Below are 20,737 nucleotides of genomic sequence, written 5' to 3'. Positions count from 1 at the left end.
TTAACACCCATCAGATATAATTAACAACAGGGAGTGAAAAATGTCCGACTATTTTGATCTTGAACGTATCATACACGGCAAACGACATGAAACCCCGTTCCAGTGGGGCGAATTAACCCAGATATGGCGTAACAGCAGCATCGCCTCGACGCTTGCCCATGAGTTCCCAACCGATGGATTTAACTACCGTGAACGTAACGGCGGTTACTTTTATCGTCGAACGCTGATTCCTTTAGCCTCTGGCAAAGTGAGCAATGCCACCACGCTCTCTGACGCCTGGCTGGGAATGTGTAACGAGCTGACCTCTGACGTCTTTACTGCCGCCCTGTCCGCCTTTTGCGGAGCCGACCTTTCCGAACTCAAAATGGAAGCGGTGGCTTTTCGCGGCGGCCGGGACACCCACTATCTCCCCCATGTCGACGCGTCGCTGAAACGCGGATTCCGCCTGATTATCTATTTCAACGCCGAATGGGAAGAAAGCTGGGGCGGCGCCTTTCAGATTCTCAACCCAGACAACCATGCGGACGTCTGCCATTCCGTCCTCCCGCTCATGGGCAACGCCAGCGTCATCATCCGCAACGGGTTTTATGAAACCTGGCATGCCGTCGTGCCACTAACTGGCGTTTCCGTCAAAACACGTAATGCGCTGAATATTACCTATTACGAACCCGGCACGACGAGTACGGCACAGTGAAGAAGCTTATTTTCCTCTACGGGCCACCTGCAGTGGGGAAACTCACGATCGGTCGCCTGCTGGCGGAGAAAATGGGAGCAACGCTATTTCATAATCATCTGACGTATGATGTCGCGATGGCGGTGCTCCCGCCTGATAGTGCATTTAGCACGCTCAGGCGCTTCGCTTGTCAGCTCAGGCTCTATGCCATCGCACTGCTTTTTGCAGAGGATGAGCGCGACCTGATCACGACCTTCTGCTATGAGGGAGCCAAAGACGACGGGTACATTGAGGCGATAAAGACACTGTGCGCGGAACAGGGCGTTACGCCATTTTTCGTGCAGCTCCGTAGCGACGAAACGCATCTCTTAAATCGAGTGGAAAACGCTGATAGACAGCAGTTCGGTAAAGTAAATACGCAGGATAAGCTCAAAGAAATTCTGAAGAATTATAACTACGCCGATACGATCGATGCCGCCCATCATCGTTCACTGCACACTTCTGCGCTGGCACCTCACGAGGCCGCAGAGCAACTGCTCGACTGGTTTTCTTCATATTGAAGCAATAAAAAGGCCGTTGCCCCAGAACAGGGGCAACGGGTATAGCACTAGTCTCGAATCTTGCGGTACACCCACAGCACGACAATCGCGCCGACAATCGCCACCACAAAACTGCCGAAGTTAAAGCCATCGACCCGGCCGAACCCAAAGAAAACGCTGATATAGCCGCCCACGACCGCACCAACAATCCCGAGCAACACCGTCAGGATAAAGCCGCCGCCGTCTTTACCGGGCATAATCCACTTAGCCAGAATCCCCGCAATCAAGCCAAAAATAATCCAGGACAGAATACCCATACCTACTCCTCGCGTTTTCGTTTCACCACACCCGACACTGCCACTCATTGGCAAATCGGACAGTTAAGCAAGTATAGGTGAGGATTGAGGAAATGGTTGGCGGTATGGGAGAAGACAGAGAGTCAGTACCTCATGTATATATACGCGCCAACCAGATAAAATCTTGGATGGATTCTCAACTCATAGAGGAAACACCTAAAATACCCATGATGTTAAAAATGAAATAAGATAAATTAATAGCTAGCTAAAAAAATGACATTAGATATAATTTCCATGTATTTTTTCATATATTAGTTTATTTTAAAACCCTCAGAAGGTATTATATTGAGAGTAATTAATTTTATTATTTTAATCACCCTAAAAACTCATTCATAGCAACCTATATCTAGAGATAAAAAATGAAAGAAAATGAATTGCAAACTGCAATCATGTCATCTTTACAAGACTATTGTTCTAGGAACGAAATTGGCTATCAGCACATGTCTTTTTATAATAATCAACAAGGCGATACGTTAAATAAATTATGTGCTGATTTCGTATTCACGCTCAGTTGTTGCCATTTTTACATGGCTGAGGTTAAAGTTCTTGATAGTAGCGGGGAGTTGAATTCTTGGGATGATGAGCAATTTATTGCTAATTGTTATTTTGAAGAATATGGTTTCCCTATCCGCTATTTTTACAACGAGGCGAATGTTTCATATCTCTCTCGACCTCAACCCAAGAATTATGCTGAACTCGTAATGGAAGAGATAAAAATGAGCAGGCCAAGTTTATTAGATAGCAAACGACCACTAGTTAATAACCATTTATATATAAAAGACTTATTTAATACACATGGTGCTACAGGTGAAAGAAATATTGGAGCGATACTCACAGCCTTAGGTGAAAATTATCTTAAAACAAATGGAATGATTGCTATAGCGTATGGAAACAATGGTATGCTTTACGCTGACATACTCACACCACAAATAGCAACCGATATATCAGAAACATTAAGAAAGTATGCCAAAAATAAAAATATAACAAACAACCTGAAAGGAATTATCAGTAACTATTTTTCTGGCGAGAGTGATCTCATACAGGCAATGAATGATCCTCAGAGAAATTTTCCCATTAAATTCTCATCTAACAATAAAAAAAACAATCACCAAAAGAATAACGATAAAGGTTCGAATAGCCCGCGTATGTGATTCTAGAAAGTCAATAAAATTCTTACGATATAATCTAGTCGCATATAGGCCTAACATACTTGCGCTCCGAAAGGAGCGCTCTAGCACTTTAGTTTCAACTAACCTTTCGCCCTATTCCTTCGCATACAAATACACCGAAGCCCGCGATACACCCAGGTACTGTGCGATGGTTTCCATCGATTTTTTGACTTCCAGCAGGCCGCTGTCTTTCAATTCCTGAAGCAGGATTTTTCTGTCCTGCGCTTTTAGCGCCCGTGGTGTGGTGGCAAGCCGGGCGGCGAAATTGTCGATGTGTTGTCGGATTGCCGCTGCGCCGTTTGGTTCCAGATGCTCGGTCACAGAATCGGAAGCAAGTTGGGTGAACTGCGCTAGCGTATTCTGCATGCCACGAAATAGCGTCATGTCGACGTTCAGGCATAGCGCCGCGACGTAGTCACCGTCTGCATTTTTGATGCCGACCGAGGTGCTTTTTACTGGACGCCCATCGGCAAACTGGTTGGCGTAATTCGCCAGAATGTTAGGAAACTCGGGCGAGGCGATGCGGGCAAGACCCAGTTCCGTCGCAGGAGCACCCACCTCCCGGCCAGAGAGGTTATTGTGAATGGAAAGTATCGCGTGTTCCGGGTTCTTCAGATCGTGCACGACCACTTCACAAAATGGCGCAAACGTCTCGCTCAGCCCTTTCGCGATGGCCTCTAGCTGCGTCAGCAACAGACCTTCTCCAGATGCCGCCATATTTCTCTCCCCTACCAATATTTGCGCCAGCGCGTTTTCTGGCGCTGAGTGTACTGTAAGTACACCCGATTTAGTACCGCGCCTTATCCCTACTCATTCTGCCCTTTTTCAGCAGCACACGATGAGTCTCACAGCAGCGAGACGCTAAACATAAATCAAGTTAGACAATTTATCTAATTTTATATATTTTGTTTATTGCGCATTCGACAGCATCGGGGTCAGCGGCCTCGGTATTCACAATCACGATTAGCAGGTGATCCAGACATGAGTTACTTACGCCTCCCCACTTTCGACGATGTGGTAGCCGCAGCGGAACGTATTGCTGGCTATGCCAATAAAACGCCGGTGATGACATCACGCACGGTCAATGACGTATTCGGCGCAGAGGTTTTCTTCAAATGTGAAAACTTTCAGCGCATGGGCGCATTTAAGTTTCGCGGTGCCATGAACGCGCTGTTGCAGTTCTCCGACGAGCAGAAAGCCGCTGGCGTCGTCACGTTTTCTTCCGGTAACCATGCACAGGCCATTGCCCTTTCCGCCAAATTACTTGGTATTCCGGCAACGATTGTCATGCCGCACGATGCACCGGCAGCAAAAGTCGCCGCAACGCGTGGCTATGGCGGAAACGTGGTGGAATACAATCGCTATACCGAAGATCGTGAGCAGATTGGTAGAGATCTCGCCGAAAAACATGGCCTGACGCTGATTCCTCCTTACGATCACCCGCACGTTATTGCCGGACAAGGCACGGCTGCCAAAGAGCTGTTGGAAGAAACCGGTGAGCTGGATGCCCTGTTCGTCTGTCTGGGCGGCGGCGGGCTACTATCGGGTTCGGCGCTTTCTGCTCGCCAGCTATCACCGCATTGTAAAATTTATGGCGTCGAGCCTCTCGCGGGCAACGACGGACAGCAATCTTTCCGCAGCGGAAGCATTGTGCATATTGATACACCCAACACCATTGCCGACGGCGCACAGACCCAGCATCTGGGCAACCATACCTTTCCTCTGATTCGCCAGAACGTCGACGATATTCTGACCGTGACGGATGACGACCTGATTGACGCTATGCGGTTTTACGCCGAACGCATGAAGATTGTCGTGGAGCCAACGGGTTGCCTCAGCTTTGCGGCAGCACGCAATCTCAGAGAATCGCTACGCGGTAAACGCATCGGCATTATTATCAGCGGCGGAAACGTCGATATCAGCCGCTACGGCGCTTTTCTGACCGGCAATGCTTGAGGAAAGAACCATGATTTTTATTTCTGAAGCAGAATCGGCATCACTCATCAGCCATGAGCTGGCCTATGATGCCGTTCGCGAGGCGCTGCTCGCCGCCAGCAAACCGGAAGCTCGCAGTTTTTCGGTGGTACACGGCCAAGGTTCCGATCCAGGTAACACTTTCAGCATCAAAGCGTCCGCCACAAGTGAACTTGCGGGGCTAAAAGTCGGTTCGTTCTGGCCGGGAAACCCTGCTAACGGGCTGCCCCGTCATAATTCCCTGATTTTGCTGTTCGATCAGCAAATCGGGAAAATCGCTGTCGCGATTGAAGCCGGAAAGGTAAACGCCTTTCGTACCGCCGCTGCCAATGCCGTTGCCGCCGATTTGCTGGCAAGACCTGATGCCTCGGTTTTGGCCGTGTTCGGCACCGGCAATCAGGCGCGTTATGAGTGCGCCGCGCTGGCAAGAATTCGCCCGATTCGTACCGTGCTGATTGTCGGGCGCGATAGCCGCAAATCCGCAGAGATGGCACAAGAACTCAAGGCCGCCGGGCTGGATGCGCAAATCAGCGATGCGGAAAGCGCGTGCCGCGCAGCGGATATCATCGTGACGGCAACGCCATCCCGCGCGCCGCTGTTTAATGCTGACTGGGTTAAAGCCGGAACGCATGTCGTCAGTATGGGATCGGACGCCGTCGGCAAGCAGGAACTGCCGCCAGAACTGTTTACCGCTGGCCGCCTGTTTTGCGATCTGCCTTCCCAGTCCCGCATGATAGGTGACTTCCAACACGCGCCAGCCCATGTGACGCTGACGGCCATCGGCAACGTGATTAGCGCAGGTGCTACGGGACGACAAACGCCGGACGACATCACCGTGTTTGACAGTTCCGGTTTGTCCATTCAGGACTTATATATCGGCCAGCGCATTCTTGCCGCCTGGCAGCAGGCTCAACGAGACGAAGGTGCACAATGAACAATATTGCATGGCTTAACGCGCTGGAAACGCCCTTTTTACTGATTGATGAGTTCCGCTTTCAACGCAATATCGACAGGCTTTATCAGCGAACGGAAGCGTTGGGCAGCCGGGTTCGACCGCATCTCAAAACGCTACGCTCGATTGAAGCCGGTCGCTATCTGCTCAAAGATGCCAATTCACCCGCGACAGTTTCGACGCTGGCAGAAGCGGAAGCCTTTGCCGAGGCGGGTTATACCAACCTGCTCTATGCCGTGGGAATCGCCCCGCACAAACTGCCGCGCATCGCCAACTTAATCCGTAATGGCGTGAATATTCATATTCTGCTGGATAGCGCGGAACAGGCGCAGGCGGTGGTCGATTTTGCTCGCGCCAACAGCGTGACATTTTCAGTCTTTATTGAGATCGACTGCGACGGGCACCGCGGCGGCATCCCGCCGGAAAGCGACGCGTTACTTGCGCTGGCGAAACAGATCGACGGCAACGGTGCAACACTCACTGGCCTGCTGGCGCACGCGGGAGAATCGTACGCTTGCCGCACAGACGAGGCGATCAGGGCGGCCGCACGTGCAGAATGTGAAGCCATCAACACCGCCGGACGGCGTGTTCGCGCGCTGGGGATTGCCTGCCCTGAACTCAGCGTCGGTGCCACGCCGACGGCACATTTTGCCGAAGATCTCACCGGCGTGACCGAAGTCAGAGCGGGCGTGTTCACCACGTTCGATCTGGTAATGAAAAATGTCGGGGTGTGCACATTGGACGATATCGCCCTGTCGGTTGTCAGCACCGTCATTGGTCACAACCGTGAAAAAGGCTGGGTGTTTATTGATGCAGGCTGGATGGCGCTTTCCCGCGATCGCGGCACAGCACCTCAGGCAAAGGATTACGGTTACGGGCTAGTTTGCGACCTGTACGGCAGCCCTTACAACGACCTCTGCGTGACGATCACCAATCAGGAACACGGCATTATCACGCTACCTGTCGACAGTGGACTTTCGGTCGATCATTTCCCCGTCGGCACGCGGTTGCGGATATTGCCTAACCACGCCTGCGCGACAGCCGCGATGCATCAACACTATCAGGTGCTGAAATCGCACAGGAATGCGCAGGAAACCTGGCAGCGCATTACCGGATGGTGATGACCGGCTACATGCAATCGCTCATCCCGCCCGATCTGCACGCGTCGGGCGGTGATTTCACATCACTCACGTTTATCTCTGCGCGCCGTCAACGCGTTCAGTTCAGTTGCTCGTCCCTAACGTCGGCTCGCAGTTCACCGGAAAATTCACCGAGTGGGCGATGTAGCAGGCGTCATGTGCTAGTTCATGCAACTGGGCATATTGCTCAGCGGTAGGCTGCTTTTCGCCGCTGAATGTTACCTGCGGACGCAGCGTGACGTCCAACATCGCCGTTTTTCCTGCCGCATTCACGCCCATCGTGCCCACCGCGTGATCCTGATAATCATCCACGCAGAAACGTTTTTTGGCCGCAATGGAAAGAAACCACAGCATATGGCAACTGGACAACGAGGCCACCAGCGCCTCTTCAGGGTCGACTGCGTCTTCCAGCGAAAAAGGTAGCGGGACAACATGCGGTGACGATGAGGCACGCAGCGTAATACCGCCATCAAACTGCCACTGATGCAGTCGGCTGTAGCGGTTATCAATAAAATCTTGCCCATCGCGCTGCCAGCAGATTAAAGCACGGTATTCAGACATGGCTCAGTTCCCTTTGTTATGATTTTCCAGCCCTCGCAGTAGCGCCGCGAGGTTATCATCAAGCGCAGCCAGGACATCGGCAGGCAGTACCGAGAGCACCTGACGCTCGTTCTCAATGTGTGCCTCAACGGCACGGTTAATCAGTTCAAGCCCCGTACCAGTGAGTTGCACAAGCGTACTGCGCGCATCCTGTTCATTCTGCACGCGTTCGATAAATCCACGGGTTTCAAGACGCTTTAGGCGGTGAGTCATGGTACCCGACGTCACCATCAGCGTGGAGAACAAATCCGTCGGGCTCAGGCAATGCGGCGCGCCCGCACGCCGCAGCGTCGCCAACATATCAAATTCCCAACTGCTCAGATCGAATCGGGAAAAACAGGATTCCAGACGCTGATCCATGAGCACGGCACAGCGTCGTAGACGTCCAATCGGTCCCATCGGGCTGGCATCTAGATCAGGCCGTTCGCGCCGCCACTGTTCAAGAATGGCATCGACCGCGTCGTATTCGCGCTCGCGAGTTTGATTTTTCATTTATCTTGACTTCAAGTTAATTAATCAACACTATCATAATATCTTGAATTGAAGGTAAAGTCATGAACACTGCATCCTCACCACACTATTGGCGTGACGTTCTACTCACGGCGATGGCTCCCGCGATTTGGGGGTCTACCTACATTGTGACATCCGAACTCCTGCCACCGGATCGTCCCTTCACGGCGGCGCTTATCCGCGTGCTGCCTGCGGGTCTATTACTGCTTTTATTCACCCGCCGCTTTCCTGCCCGGCAAGACTGGTGGCGCATCGTCGTGCTCAGCGCTCTGAATATCGGTGTTTTTCAGGCACTGCTGTTCGTCGCCGCTTACCGTTTGCCTGGCGGATTGGCAGCGGTACTGGGCGCGATCCAACCGCTGCTGGTCATGGTGTTGGTCTGGGCGGTGGATCATCGCGCCCCCAGACTGGCTACGCTGTGGTCGGCGATCATCGGCGTCGGCGGCATGGCCATTCTGCTGCTGTCGCCGCAGACGACCTTTGAACCTATCGGAATCGCCGCTGCGCTGCTGGGTGCGGTGTGTATGGCGACGGGAGTCTGGCTGACGCGCCGCTGGCGGCTCGATCTGCCCGTGCTGCCGCTTACCGGCTGGCAACTTTTCATCGGCGGATTAATGCTGGCGCCAGTCGCATGGCTGGTTGATGCGCCGCTGCCCGCGTTAACCCTGTCGCAATGGGCCGCCTACGCCTATCTTTGCCTTGCGGGTGCCGTACTCGCTTATGGGCTCTGGTTCCGTGGCGTATCCCGTCTGCCAACGGTTGCCGTTGCCTCATTAGGGCTGCTAAGTCCACTCACTGCCGTAGTGCTGGGTTGGGTTCTGCTTTCGCAATCGATGACCGGTACGGCGTTTCTGGGTTTGGCGATCGTGTTAGCCAGCATTTTCGCCGTGCAATGGACGACGGCACGAGGTAAGTAATTAATGAAGAACTGCTGATAACGGCCGTTGTTGGCGGGGAAAGATGAAAAGGAAGACGTTAAAACGGCGGCGTTACGATAACGCCGCCGTTTTTATCATACTTAGCGACGGTTACGCACGAGCTGGTAGCGACGCGTCAGATACTCGACCGGTGCGCTCCAGATGTGAACCAGACGACAGAACGGAAACAGAACGAACAGCGTCAGCCCCAGCACGATGTGCAGCTTGAAGATCAGCGCAACCCCAGCCAAATGTGCAGACGCCCCGCCCTGGAAAAACGCCACGCTTTGCGCCCAACCAACCAGCTTCAACATTTCACTGCCGTCCATATGCTGTGCAGAGAACGGAATGGTCAGCAGCCCCAGCCCCGCCTGAATCACCAGCAAAGACAGAATAAGAATGTCGCCAACGCTGGACGTGGCACGAATGCGCGGGTTGGTCAGACGGCGCTTTAACAACAGCACGCCACCGACAAACGTCAGCAGACCTGCCGCACCACCGCCAAACATCGCCATTTTCTGTTTTACGTCCATTGGCAGGAAGGCTTCGTACATCCAGTGCGGCGTCAGCATACCGAGGAAATGCCCGGCAAAGACGCCCAGAATCCCCAGATGGAACAGGTTGGACGCCAGACGCATCCCTTTCTTATCCAGCATTTGGCTCGAACCCGCACGCCAGCTGTACTGGCCGTAGTCATAGCGCAGCCAGCTACCAATCAGGAAAATGGCCATCGCCAGGTAAGGATAGATGTCAAAAAAGAACACATTGCTGAAGTTTATAAAAGAAGAGTTCGTGATTGCACTCATTAGCGTTGCCCTCCCGCCGATGTCGCGTCAAGATTCAGATATTGCGGCACCACCGCGCCAGCGAAGCGGCGTTGGTGTTGCGTTTGTTGGGCCGATGCGCAGCCTTCTTCGCCGAGGAACTTAACCTGTTCCTCTTCCCACACGGCATCCAGCGCCTGCGGCGTGTCGTCGCGCGTTTCGTCAACCACCTTGTGTGTGACATCGTCACTTTTCAGGTCGCTACCGGACAGCGCCAGCAGCAGATCGAACAGCACAGCATAGCTGCTGTCACGCTGCTGCAAACGCGCGCCAATCAACGCCAGAATTGGCGCGATGTCGACTAAACCCGCGCGGCTCTGCGCGGGCTCCAGACGAGAAAGGTACTCAAGATACAGCGGTAGGTAGTCCGGCAGCTCACGGCAATCCAGCGCCAAACCGGCATCCTGATATTGCTGCATCAGATCGACCATCGCCTGACCACGGTCACGAGACTCACCGTGAACGTGCTCGAACAGCAGCAGCGAGGTCGCCCGGCCGCGATCAAACAGGCCGCTGTACTCCGCCTGTTTGTCCAACAAATCTTGCGCACACAAGGTATTGATGAACTGCATCAGTTGATGGCTTTCACGCAACGGTAAGGCATCGGCCTGCTCTACCGCCTCGATCAGCTCAGCTTGGTTTTCCCACAACTCGCTATCGGGGTAGTCCAGCAGGCGGGCAATAATCCGCAGGCTAATCATGATTAGTCTCCCGCATGACTTTGCTGTTCATATCGCGCGTTTTGCTGCTGACATCAATCGCATCAATACGCTTGCTGTTGAACAAGTTGAACTTGGTATCGCTGCCGTGGCAGCCATCGCCAAAGCTGAAGCCGCAGCCTTTGCTTTCCGGGAAGGCTTCACGAGCCAGTTCACGATGGCTTGATGGAATCACGAAACGGTCTTCGTAGTTAGCAATCGCCAGATAGCGGTACATTTCCTGCGCCTGAGCTTCCGTCAACCCAACCTGTTCCAGCGCACTGGTATCAATCTTGCCTTCTACGCTTTCCGCACGTTTGTAGTGACGCATCGCCAGCATACGTTTCAGCGCCAGCAAGACAGGCTCGGTATCCCCTGCGGTCAGCAGGTTCGCCAGATACTGCACCGGAATGCGCAGGCTTTCGACGTCCGGCAATACGCCGCTGTGTGCCAGTTGGCCGGCATCCGCCGCAGACTGAATCGGTGACAACGGCGGGACGTACCAGACCATCGGCAGCGTGCGGTATTCTGGGTGCAGCGGCAGCGCCAGCTTCCAATCCATCGCCATTTTGTACACCGGCGACTGCTGTGCCGCTTCAATGACGCTGTTTGGAATGCCGTCTTTCAGTGCTTGTTCAATCACTTTCGGGTCGTGCGGATCAAGGAACACGTCCAGTTGGCTCTGGTACAGATCTTTCTCGTTTTCCACCGACGCCGCTTGTTCGATGCGGTCGGCATCATAGAGCAGCACACCCAGATAGCGGATACGTCCAACGCAGGTTTCCGAGCAGAGCGTCGGTTGACCGCTTTCGATACGCGGGTAGCAGAAAATACATTTTTCTGATTTGCCGCTCTTCCAGTTGAAGTAGATTTTCTTGTACGGGCAACCGGTCAGGCACATACGCCAGCCGCGGCATTTATCCTGATCGATCAGGACGATACCGTCTTCGCCACGTTTGTAGATCGCGCCGCTCGGACAGGTCGCGACACACGCCGGGTTCAGGCAGTGCTCACACAGACGCGGCAGATACATCATGAACGTGTTTTCGAACTGGCCGTACATCTCTTTCTGCATATGCTCAAAGTTTTTATCTTTGGCGCGTACGCTAAATTCACCACCCAGATCGTCTTCCCAGTTCGGGCCGTTCTCGATTTTCTTCATCCGCTGGCCGGTAATCAGCGAGCGCGGGCGGGCGACAGGCTGATGCTTACCTTCCGGCGCTTTACGCAGGTTCTGATAGTCGTAGTCGAACGGCTCATAGTAGTCGTCGATTTCCGGCACATCCGGGTTAGCGAAGATTTTGGACAACACGCTGACGCGATTACCCATACGCGGCTCAAGCTTACCGCTGATTTTACGGATCCAGCCGCCCTTCCATTTTTCCTGATCTTCCCAGGCATGGGGATAGCCCACGCCCGGTTTGGTTTCGACGTTGTTAAACCAGGCGTATTCCATCCCTTCACGGCTGGTCCAGACGTTTTTACAGGTAACGGAGCAGGTGTGACAACCGATGCATTTGTCCAGATTCAGCACCATGCCCACTTGTGAACGAATTTTCATCAGGCTTTCTCCTGCTGTACCGATTTTTGTACTGTTTGTTGCTGAACCGTTTGTTGCTGAACATAGTCCTGGCCTTCATCATCCAGCCAGTCGATGCGTTTCATTTTACGAACCACGACGAATTCATCGCGGTTTGACCCGACGGTGCCGTAGTAGTTAAAGCCATAAGCCAGTTGGGCATAGCCACCGATCATATGGGTCGGTTTCGGGGTGATGCGGGTCACCGAGTTGTGAATACCGCCGCGCTGTTGGGTCACTTCCGAACCAGGCAGATTAATAATGCGTTCCTGCGCGTGGTACATCATCGTCATGCCCGCAGGTACACGTTGGCTAACTACCGCACGTGCCGTCAGCGCACCGTTGGCGTTAAACGCTTCTATCCAGTCGTTATCCGCAATGCCCAAATCGCGGGCATCCTCTTCGCTCAGCCAGATAATCGGGCCGCCACGTCCCAGCGTCAGCATTAACAAGTTGTCGCTGTACGTGGAGTGAATGCCCCATTTCTGGTGCGGCGTCAGGAAGTTCAGCGCTTTTTCCGGGTTGCCGTTAGGTTTCTTATTCATTACAGGTTCTGCCGCACGAGTATCGACCGGCGGACGGTAGACCAGCAGGCTTTCACCGAAGGCGCGCATCCACTCATGGTCTTGATACAGTTGCTGGCGGCCGGACAGCGTACGCCACGGAATCAGCTCATGAACGTTGGTATAACAGGCGTTATAGGAAACGTGTTCGTCTTCGAGGCCAGACCAGGTCGGGCTGGAGATAATCTTGCGCGGCTGCGCCTGAATATCGCGGAAGCGAATTTTCTCGTCTTCTTTATTCAGTGCCAGATGCGTGTGGTCACGCCCCGTGAATTTGCTCAGCGCTTCCCATGCTTTCACCGCTACCTGACCGTTGGTTTCCGGGGCCAGAGACAGAATTACTTCTGCCGCGTCGATCGCCGTTTCAATCTTCGGACGACCTGCCGCCGCACCTTCCGCTTTGGTGTAGTTCAGCTTTTTCAGGAAATCGACTTCGGTCTGCGTGTTCCAACCGATGCCTTTACCACCGTTGCCCAGCTTGTCCATCAACGGACCGAGCGAGGTGAAACGTTCGTACAGGTTCGGGTAATCGCGCTCCACGACCATCAGGTGCGGTGCCGTTTTGCCCGGAATCAGATCGCATTCGCCTTTTTTCCAGTCATCCACGCCAAACGGCTGTGCCATTTCCGCCGCCGAGTCGTGCTGAATCGGCAAGGTCACCAGATCGGTTTCCTGGCCCAGATGTCCCTGACACACGCGGGAGAAAGCTTTCGCAATACCTTTGTAGATTTCCCAGTCGCTTTTGGAATCCCATGCAGGATCGACAGCCGCAGACAGCGGGTGAATAAACGGATGCATATCCGAGGTATTCATGTCGTCTTTTTCGTACCAGGTTGCCGTTGGCAGAACGATGTCGGAGTACAGGCAGGTGCTGGACATACGGAAATCAAGCGTCACCACCAGATCCAGTTTTCCTTCAACGCCCTGATCGCGCCATTCCACTTCTTCCGGCTTCACGCTGCCTGCCGTGCCCAGATCTTGCCCCTGAATACCGTGCTCCGTACCCAGCAGGTACTTCAGCATGTATTCGTGGCCTTTACCGGAGGAACCCAACAGGTTAGAACGCCAGATGAACAGGTTGCGTGGGTAGTTTTGCTCACTATCCGGCTGTTCAGCGGCAAATTTGATTTCGCCTGATTTCAACGCGGCAACGGTATAGTCCTGCGGCGTTACACCCGCGGCCCGCGCTTTCTCCGCGATATCCAGCGGGTTAACGTTCAGTTGCGGCGCAGACGGCAGCCAGCCCATACGTTCAGCACGTACGTTGAAGTCAATCATGCTGCCGCTAAAGCGGGATTTGTCCGCCAGCGGTGACAGCAGCTCTTGCGGCGCGACGGTTTCATAACGCCATTGGCTGGAGTGGTTATAGAAGAACGACGTGCTGTTCATGTGGCGCGGCGGACGCTGCCAGTCCAGACCAAACGCCAGCGGCGTCCAGCCCGTTTGCGGACGCAATTTTTCTTGTCCGACGTAGTGCGCCCAACCGCCACCGCTCTGACCGACACAGCCGCAGAAAATCAGCATGTTGATGATGCCGCGGTAGTTCATGTCCATGTGGTACCAGTGGTTGATACCCGCACCGACGATGACCATAGAGCGCCCGTGCGTTTTATCCGCGTTGTCTGCGAATTCACGTGCAATACGGATGATGTTCTGACGAGAAACGCCAGTAATCTTCTCGGCCCAGGCAGGGCTGTACGCTTTGACATCATCGTAATCACGCGCGCAGTTGTCGTCGCCCAGACCGCGATCCAGACCGTAGTTCGCCATCGTCAGGTCATACACGCAGGCAACCAGCGCTTCGCTACCGTCAGCCAGCGTCAAACGCTTAACCGGCAGTTTGTGCAGCAGAATTTCTTGTAGCTCAACGTTGTTGAAATGCTCGCTGACCGCGCCACCAAAATACGGGAAGCCGACATCAACGACATCGTCGTGCGACCCCAGCAGGCTCAAGCGCAGCTTCACTTCTTCACCGCTCAGACCGTCGCGCTGTTCCAGATTCCATTTGCCCTGATCGCCCCAACGGTAGCCAATCGACCCTTGCGGTGCCGTCAGGTTGCCGCTTTCATCGTCAATCGCGATGGTTTTCCACTGCGGATTGTTGTCCTGACCGAGGTTGTCCACCAGATCGGAGGCTCGCAGCATACGACCCGCCGCGTAGTAACCGTCTTCGCGCGGTTCCAGCAGCACCAGCATCGGTAAGTCCGTGTATTGGCGCACATACTCGCTGAAATACTGACTTGGTTTGTCGAGGTGGAATTCTTTGAGAATAACGTGGCCCATTGCCAGCGCCATCGCGCTGTCGGTCCCTTGTTTCGGGTTCAGCCACTGATCGCACAGCTTGGCGATTTCAGCGTAATCCGGCGTGACCGCCACGGTTTTGGTGCCTTTGTAGCGGACTTCCGTAAAAAAGTGGGCATCCGGGGTACGGGTTTGCGGAACGTTAGAACCCCAGGCAATGATGTAAGAGGAGTTATACCAGTCGGCAGACTCCGGTACGTCAGTTTGTTCGCCCCACGTCATCGGTGACGCAGGCGGCAAGTCACAGTACCAGTCGTAGAAGCTCAGGCATACACCGCCGAGCAAAGAGAGGTAACGCGCACCCGCGGCGTAGGACACCATCGACATCGCAGGAATCGGGGAGAAACCGATAATGCGGTCTGGGCCGAAGGTCTTGGCTGTGTAAACGTTAGAGGCGGCGATCAGCTCGTTGACTTCGTTCCAGTCAGAACGAACGAAGCCGCCACGGCCACGAATTTGTTTGTAGTATTTGGTTTTTTCGGGGTCGTTAACGATGGATGCCCAGGCATCAACTGGATCGCTGTGCGTCAGTTTCGCTTCACGCCACAGTTTCAGCAGGCGCTTACGCATCATTGGGTATTTCAGGCGGTTAGCGCTGTAGAGATACCAGGAATAGCTGGCTCCGCGCGGGCAACCGCGAGGTTCATGGTTAGGCAGGTCCGGGCGGGTACGCGGATAGTCAGTCTGCTGCGTTTCCCACGTCACCAGACCATTTTTCACATAAATCTTCCAGCTACATGAACCGGTGCAGTTTACTCCGTGGGTAGAACGTACGATTTTGTCATGCTGCCAGCGACTGCGATAGCCGTCTTCCCAGTCACGATTGGTATTGAGGGTCTGGCCATGACCATCGGAAAACGGTTCGGCCAGTTGTTTGAAGTAACGTAACCGGTCAAGGAATTTGCTCATCCGGACTCTCCTGCTGCGAAGCCTGCTGGCCCCTGTCGTTATGAAATGCTCGTAGCAGACATCTGTTTTTGCTTACGACACATCGCTCAAGTTGGCGCTAGGGTATCCAGCAACCACGTCGCCAAATTTGATAACGATCAAGAGTGTCCCCCGGTGAAAAACGGAGTACATCAGCAACTACCACTAAAGAATTATCACGAAAAAACAAACTAAATTACTGATATATAATGATAAAAATAAAACCATTAATTTTGTGTTTATACTGAATTCATACACACGACTATTTAGAGGTAGTAGTCGGAAAGAGACGAAGAATCGTACAAATTCAGTAAAGGGGGGACGCTGGATGCAGCGTGAAAAAAACGCCTCCCCGAAAAGGAGGAGGCGCCGTAGTCACATTTTTATGTTTTATGCAGGTATTGCGAATATTTCGTGCGCGACAACACTGTCATTTTCATGCTACTTCGTAGCACGCGCCCGACTCGGGGCGGCTCAAGCGCCGCTCGCCCCGAGACCCCAGGCTTCCGGCTAAATTATGCCGCTGCGGCGGTCCCATCGGTGTTCATGAGCACTATTCGAGCCGCCAGTGACGCGTTCCAAACGCGGCACTGACTTTCGCGGCGTCCATGCCGCTCACTCGGTGCTCATGCCCACCGCTGCATAATTTTTACGCCGGAAAAACAGAAACAGAGAATATTCTGGAATTTTAGGCAACTAATTTTTCTTTCTGGCATAGAACAGCCAGGTCACCAATACGCACACAACATAGCACACCACAAACACCTTCATCGCCCCCGTGGGTGAACCGGTTAACTCCAGCGACATCCCGAAGGCTTGAGGAATGAAGAACCCGCCGATCGCGCCAATGGCCGAAATAAAGCCCAGCGCCGCCGCCGTGTCCGTGGCTGCGGTACTCTGCGCATCCGCATCGCTCCCGCCTTGCGATTTAACGCGATCCGCCGTTAATTTACGGAAAATCACCGCAATCATCTGGAAGGTTGAGCCACTCCCCAAACCTGCCGTCAGGAACAGCATCATGAAGATGCCAAAGAACATCTCGAATGAACCCGTAGAGTTCGCACTCGGCAGAGACAGGAACAGCAACACCGAGAAAATCGCCATCAGGATGAAGTTAATCAGCGTAACTTTCACACCGCCAAAACGATCAGATAGCATTCCGCCCACCGGACGCGCCAACGCCCCCAGCAGCGGCCCGAAGAACGCGTAGTACAGAATCACAATGTCTGGGAACTGCGTTCTGGACAGCATGCCGAAACCCGCAGAAAAACCGATAAATGAGCCAAACGTAGACAAATACAGGAAGCTGAGCACCCACAGGTGCATTTGCTTCAGAACCGGCAACTGCTTGCGTATTGACGCATTAGGCGCAGGAAGATCGTTCATGCCAAACCAGGCCGCGGTTGCAGCAATCACCAAAAACGGTACCCACATCCATGCCGCATGGTGCAACCAAATCTGATGGCCGTCTGGCTGAACAACACCATTGCCGGAGAAGCCCAGAATTGGCAGGAAGATCACCACCGGCACCAGCAGTTGCATCACGCTCACGCCGAGGTTACCCAAGCCGCCATTAATGCCTAGCGCGCTGCCCTGCCGTGATTTGGGGAAGAAGAAGCTGATGTTAGCCATGCTGGAGGCAAAGTTTGCGCCTGCAAAACCACACAGCAGGGAAATCGTCACGAAAATATTGTAAGGCGTGTGCGGGTCTTGTACGGCAAACCCGAGCCAGATACACGGGATAATCAGAATGAAAGTACTCAGCGTCGTCCAGCGGCGACCGCCAACCAACGGGATAACGAAGGAGTAAGGTACACGCAACAGCGCGCCGGAGACGGAAGGCAGCGCGGTCAGTAAAAATAACTGATCTGTGGTAAAACGAAACCCGACCTTGTTTAGGTTAACGGCTACGGTGCTGAATATCATCCAGACACAAAACGACAACAGCAAACAGGGAACAGAGATCCAAAGGTTACGCTGTGCTATCCGTTGGCCGCCAGATTGCCAGAATTTTGTATCTTCAGGGTTCCATTCCCTGATCAGCGTACTTTGCGATACTTTTTCGGGTGATGAAGGCTGCGTCATAAAAACCTCGATAAATAAAAACGCGGTAGAATTAAGGCGCAACATTAGGGATTACACCGCAGGTAAAGTTGATGCAAATCAACGCGCTGTCAGGTAAAAAAACCGTGTAAAAACAGCCACACTCCTTAATGAGTAATAAAAATAGAAAAATAAGCAGCGATAATTCAATCTGTTATATCTCCATTTTTTCTGACTGTCATACCCCCTTTCAAGGCACGGATATTCGGTGGTACTCACTAGTGGGTATAGGGTTATCATGTAGGATCGGGAAAAATGCCAAAAGGGTTATCCTTCCCGGTACTGATTTTCTACTCCTCCAGCAGAGGTCGCTGTTTATGTTGAAACGTTTCCTGCTGCCGCTGTCGCTCGTCAATCAGGTTGCACTATTGATGCTGCTACTCGGTTTGCTGGGTATTGCAGGTATGTCGGTTTCCAGTTGGATGTCTCAGAGCATCCAGGGGAACGCGCACGCCATTAATAAAGCGGGCTCGCTTCGCATGCAGAGTTACCGCCTACTCTCGATGGTGCCACTCTCTGCCGAGAATGAAATTTACCTGCAAGAACTGGAAGAGGACGAAATCAGCAGCGACCTACAGCAGGCCGTACGTCGGGAAGGACTTAGCGAACAATTTACCGCGTTGCGTGTTTTCTGGCTGGAGAATCTACAACCACATCTGCGACAGGCAACGCATTCTTCCGATGCGTCGGCAGATGTCGCCCGCTTCGTGAAGCAACTGGACGATCTGGTCTCCGCCATCGATCATAAGACCGAGCAGCGCTTGATGATGGTCACGCTGGTGCAGCGCGTCTTTATCGGCATCATGCTTATTCTGCTGATCACCACGTTCTTTTATCTGCGTCGCCGTCTGTTGACACCGTGGCGACGCTTGGTGTCGATGGCGCAGGCCATCGGTCACGGCGATTTCACCCAGCGCGTCACCATTAACGGTCATGATGAAATGAGCACGCTGGGACAGGTGCTGAATAGCATGTCGGATGAACTGTCCGCCATGTACCACAGTCTTGAGCAGCGCGTGGCAGAGAAAACCGCCGACCTGCAACAGAAAAACGATCTACTCTCTTTCCTTTATCGCGCCAGTCGACGCCTGCATACCGGTGCGCCACTGTGCAGTCGGCTAATGCCGATTCTGAACGAACTGTCATCGCTGACGCCGCTTCGCAATATTCAACTACGGCTGTATGAAGATAACAATCAGGAGCAGTTTCATCAGTTCAGTGATTTCAGCCAGTCGCAGCCGGATCACTGCCCGGACAACAGCTGCCAAAGTTGCGGCATGCAGGTAAAACGTGAAGAGATGCAGGGGGAGCCTCACTGTTGGGATCTGCACGATAAACACGGGCAGTACGGCGTCGTACTGGCCACGCTGCCAGACAATACCGCACTAAGCCGCGATCAGAATCAGTTACTGAATACCTTATTGGAACAGTTGACCAGCACGCTGGCGCTGGAGCGGCAATCCAACCATCAACAGCAGCTGATGCTGATGGAAGAACGCGCCACGATTGCCCGCGAACTACACGACTCTATCGCGCAGTCCCTCTCCTGCCTGAAAATTCAGGTGAGCTGCCTGCAAATGCAAGGCGGTGATTTGCCCCCGGCTTCACAGCAGCTGTTGACGGAAATGCGGGAAGAGTTGAACACCGCCTATCGCCAACTGCGTGAACTCCTGACCACCTTCCGGCTGAAACTGTCGGAATCCGGCTTACTTGCCGCGCTGCGGGCCTCGGTCGATGAATTCAGCAAACGACTTGGGTACCCCATCGAACTCCATTACCGTCTGCCGCCGCAGTCGGTCTCCGCACATCAGGGCATTCACGTCCTGCAAATTGTGCGTGAAGCACTGAGCAATATTTACAAACATGCGCAGGCCACACAGGTCGATATCACCCTGCAACTACGTCAGGGCCACATCGAACTTAGCGTGGCCGATAATGGCATCGGCATTCCTGATGATGCCAGCCGCGCCAACCACTATGGACTTATTATCATGCGCGACCGTGCACGGGGTTTGCACGGCGAATGCATTGTTCGACGCCGGCCATCGGGGGGCACTGAAGTGAACGTCAGCTTCCTCGCCGAATACCGTCACCGGCTGCCATTAACAGGAGAAACTCATGATTAACGAAGATGCTGCCACCCTACTGCTGATTGATGACCATCCCATGTTGCGCAATGGCGTGAAGCAACTCATCAGCATGGACCCGGAATTACAGGTAGCAGGTGAAGCCAGTCACGGCGAACAGGGTGTTGAGCTCGCGGAGCAGTTGGATCCGGATTTGATTTTGCTCGATTTGAACATGCCCGGCATGAATGGCCTGGAAACGCTGAATCGTCTGCGGGAAAAATCGCTGTCTGGTCGTATTGTCGTCTTTAGCGTATCTAACCACGAAGACGATGTTGTCAACGCCTTAAAAAATGGGGCCGATGGTTACCTGCTGAAAGATATGGAGCCAGAAGATTTACTGGCTGCGCTGCATCAGGCCGCTTCAGGAAAAATGGTGCTGAGTGAAACACTGACGCCGATTCTGGCCGCCAGCCTGCGTGAAAGCCGTCACAGCAGCGACCGGGATATTCAGCAGCTCACGCCGCGCGAACGCGATATTCTGAAACTGCTGGCTCAAGGATTGTCCAATAAAGTCATTGCCCGCAAACTCACGATTACCGAAAGCACCGTTAAGGTTCACGTCAAACACCTGTTGAAGAAGATGAAGTTAAAATCACGGGTTGAAGCGGCCGTCTGGGTATTACAAGAAAAAGTGATTTAATTAAATTGTCATAAAAAACAGCTATTGTCAGCGGTACGGATAAGGCGCTCTGGCGCCCTACCGTCCGAGATTATCCTCGCGCGAGCGAGGATGCAGCGACAGTTGATGCAAATCCCGCCAACGCCCCACAAAATGTAAACGGTT

18 protein-coding genes are annotated in these 20,737 nt (G+C 53.3%); 9 read left to right on the top strand and 9 right to left on the bottom strand.

What is annotated here, in order from left to right:
* Nucleotides 1-40: 40 nt before the first annotated feature.
* Nucleotides 41-694 (top strand): 2OG-Fe(II) oxygenase, encoded by a 654-nt coding sequence (locus AB8809_RS11090; RefSeq protein WP_349855994.1) that lies wholly within the window; start codon nt 41-43, stop codon nt 692-694.
* Nucleotides 691-1,233, top strand: a complete 543-nt coding sequence (locus AB8809_RS11085; protein ID WP_349855995.1) for an AAA family ATPase — start codon at nt 691-693, stop codon at nt 1,231-1,233. The genes AB8809_RS11090 and AB8809_RS11085 overlap by 4 nt, the downstream gene beginning before the upstream one ends.
* 47 nt (nt 1,234-1,280) lie before the next feature.
* Here AB8809_RS11085 and AB8809_RS11080 read toward each other — a convergent pair whose 3' ends face one another.
* Nucleotides 1,281-1,529: a GlsB/YeaQ/YmgE family stress response membrane protein gene (locus AB8809_RS11080; RefSeq protein ID WP_005972245.1), complete on the bottom strand. Its 249-nt coding sequence runs from the start codon at nt 1,527-1,529 to the stop codon at nt 1,281-1,283.
* Nucleotides 1,530-1,927: 398 nt separating this feature from the next.
* Here AB8809_RS11080 and AB8809_RS11075 point away from each other — a divergent pair, with 398 nt between their 5' ends.
* Nucleotides 1,928-2,719: a hypothetical protein gene (locus AB8809_RS11075; RefSeq protein WP_349855996.1), complete on the top strand. Its 792-nt coding sequence runs from the start codon at nt 1,928-1,930 to the stop codon at nt 2,717-2,719.
* Nucleotides 2,720-2,830: 111 nt separating this feature from the next.
* On the opposite strand, the gene AB8809_RS11070 is transcribed toward AB8809_RS11075, so the two are convergent.
* Complete coding sequence (locus tag AB8809_RS11070; RefSeq protein WP_015840474.1) at nt 2,831-3,454, bottom strand: transcriptional regulator; 624 nt, start codon at nt 3,452-3,454, stop codon at nt 2,831-2,833.
* 264 nt (nt 3,455-3,718) lie between these two features.
* On the opposite strand from AB8809_RS11070, the gene AB8809_RS11065 reads away from it, so the two are divergent.
* From AB8809_RS11065 to AB8809_RS11055, 3 genes are read left to right on the top strand one after another with little or no spacing between them, the layout of a single operon-like run.
* Entirely contained in the window at nt 3,719-4,693 is a 975-nt protein-coding gene (locus AB8809_RS11065; RefSeq protein ID WP_349855997.1) for a threo-3-hydroxy-L-aspartate ammonia-lyase, read from the top strand.
* Nucleotides 4,694-4,703: 10 nt separating this feature from the next.
* Nucleotides 4,704-5,645 (top strand): ornithine cyclodeaminase family protein, encoded by a 942-nt coding sequence (locus AB8809_RS11060; protein WP_349855998.1) that lies wholly within the window; start codon nt 4,704-4,706, stop codon nt 5,643-5,645.
* A complete protein-coding gene (locus AB8809_RS11055) occupies nt 5,642-6,784 on the top strand; it encodes a DSD1 family PLP-dependent enzyme (RefSeq protein WP_349855999.1) in 1,143 nt (380 codons plus the stop codon). The genes AB8809_RS11060 and AB8809_RS11055 overlap by 4 nt, the downstream gene beginning before the upstream one ends.
* Before the next feature lie 102 nt (nt 6,785-6,886).
* Here AB8809_RS11055 and AB8809_RS11050 read toward each other — a convergent pair whose 3' ends face one another.
* Complete coding sequence (locus AB8809_RS11050; protein WP_181844867.1) at nt 6,887-7,363, bottom strand: OsmC family protein; 477 nt, start codon at nt 7,361-7,363, stop codon at nt 6,887-6,889.
* A 3-nt stretch (nt 7,364-7,366) separates the two neighbouring features.
* A complete protein-coding gene (locus tag AB8809_RS11045; RefSeq protein ID WP_015840479.1) occupies nt 7,367-7,894 on the bottom strand; it encodes a MarR family winged helix-turn-helix transcriptional regulator in 528 nt (175 codons plus the stop codon).
* A 62-nt stretch (nt 7,895-7,956) separates the two neighbouring features.
* Between AB8809_RS11045 and AB8809_RS11040 the strand changes: the two genes are divergently transcribed.
* On the top strand, nt 7,957-8,829 hold the full coding sequence (locus tag AB8809_RS11040) for an EamA family transporter (RefSeq protein ID WP_349856000.1): 873 nt from the start codon (nt 7,957-7,959) through the stop codon (nt 8,827-8,829).
* A 101-nt stretch (nt 8,830-8,930) separates the two neighbouring features.
* On the opposite strand, the gene narI is transcribed toward AB8809_RS11040, so the two are convergent.
* The 5 genes from narI to AB8809_RS11015 all read right to left on the bottom strand — a co-directional run bounded on the left by narI (nt 8,931) and on the right by AB8809_RS11015 (nt 17,806).
* Entirely contained in the window at nt 8,931-9,608 is a 678-nt protein-coding gene (narI, locus tag AB8809_RS11035) for a respiratory nitrate reductase subunit gamma (protein WP_180778088.1), read from the bottom strand.
* Nucleotides 9,609-9,634: 26 nt separating this feature from the next.
* Nucleotides 9,635-10,354 carry a nitrate reductase molybdenum cofactor assembly chaperone gene (gene narJ / locus AB8809_RS11030; RefSeq protein ID WP_349856001.1) on the bottom strand — a complete coding sequence of 240 codons (720 nt, stop codon included), beginning with the start codon at nt 10,352-10,354 and terminating at the stop codon, nt 9,635-9,637.
* A complete protein-coding gene (gene narH / locus AB8809_RS11025; protein ID WP_015840483.1) occupies nt 10,347-11,912 on the bottom strand; it encodes a nitrate reductase subunit beta in 1,566 nt (521 codons plus the stop codon). Before narH ends, narJ begins: the two co-directional genes overlap by 8 nt.
* Entirely contained in the window at nt 11,912-15,703 is a 3,792-nt protein-coding gene (locus AB8809_RS11020; protein WP_180778048.1) for a nitrate reductase subunit alpha, read from the bottom strand. The genes narH and AB8809_RS11020 overlap by 1 nt, the downstream gene beginning before the upstream one ends.
* A gap of 714 nt (nt 15,704-16,417) precedes the next feature.
* Nucleotides 16,418-17,806, bottom strand: coding sequence for a NarK family nitrate/nitrite MFS transporter (locus AB8809_RS11015; RefSeq protein WP_180778047.1), 1,389 nt, complete (start codon nt 17,804-17,806; stop codon nt 16,418-16,420).
* 335 nt (nt 17,807-18,141) lie between these two features.
* On the opposite strand from AB8809_RS11015, the gene narX reads away from it, so the two are divergent.
* Together narX and narL are read left to right on the top strand one after the other, a co-directional pair.
* Entirely contained in the window at nt 18,142-19,950 is a 1,809-nt protein-coding gene (narX, locus tag AB8809_RS11010) for a nitrate/nitrite two-component system sensor histidine kinase NarX (protein WP_349856002.1), read from the top strand.
* Nucleotides 19,943-20,593 carry a two-component system response regulator NarL gene (gene narL, locus AB8809_RS11005; RefSeq protein WP_010276892.1) on the top strand — a complete coding sequence of 217 codons (651 nt, stop codon included), beginning with the start codon at nt 19,943-19,945 and terminating at the stop codon, nt 20,591-20,593. Before narX ends, narL begins: the two co-directional genes overlap by 8 nt.
* Nucleotides 20,594-20,737 lie beyond the last annotated feature (144 nt).

Source organism: Pectobacterium aroidearum (assembly GCF_041228105.1).
Taxonomy (GTDB): Bacteria; Pseudomonadota; Gammaproteobacteria; order Enterobacterales; family Enterobacteriaceae; genus Pectobacterium; species Pectobacterium aroidearum.
This window is presented reverse-complemented; position numbering and strand designations above follow the sequence as displayed.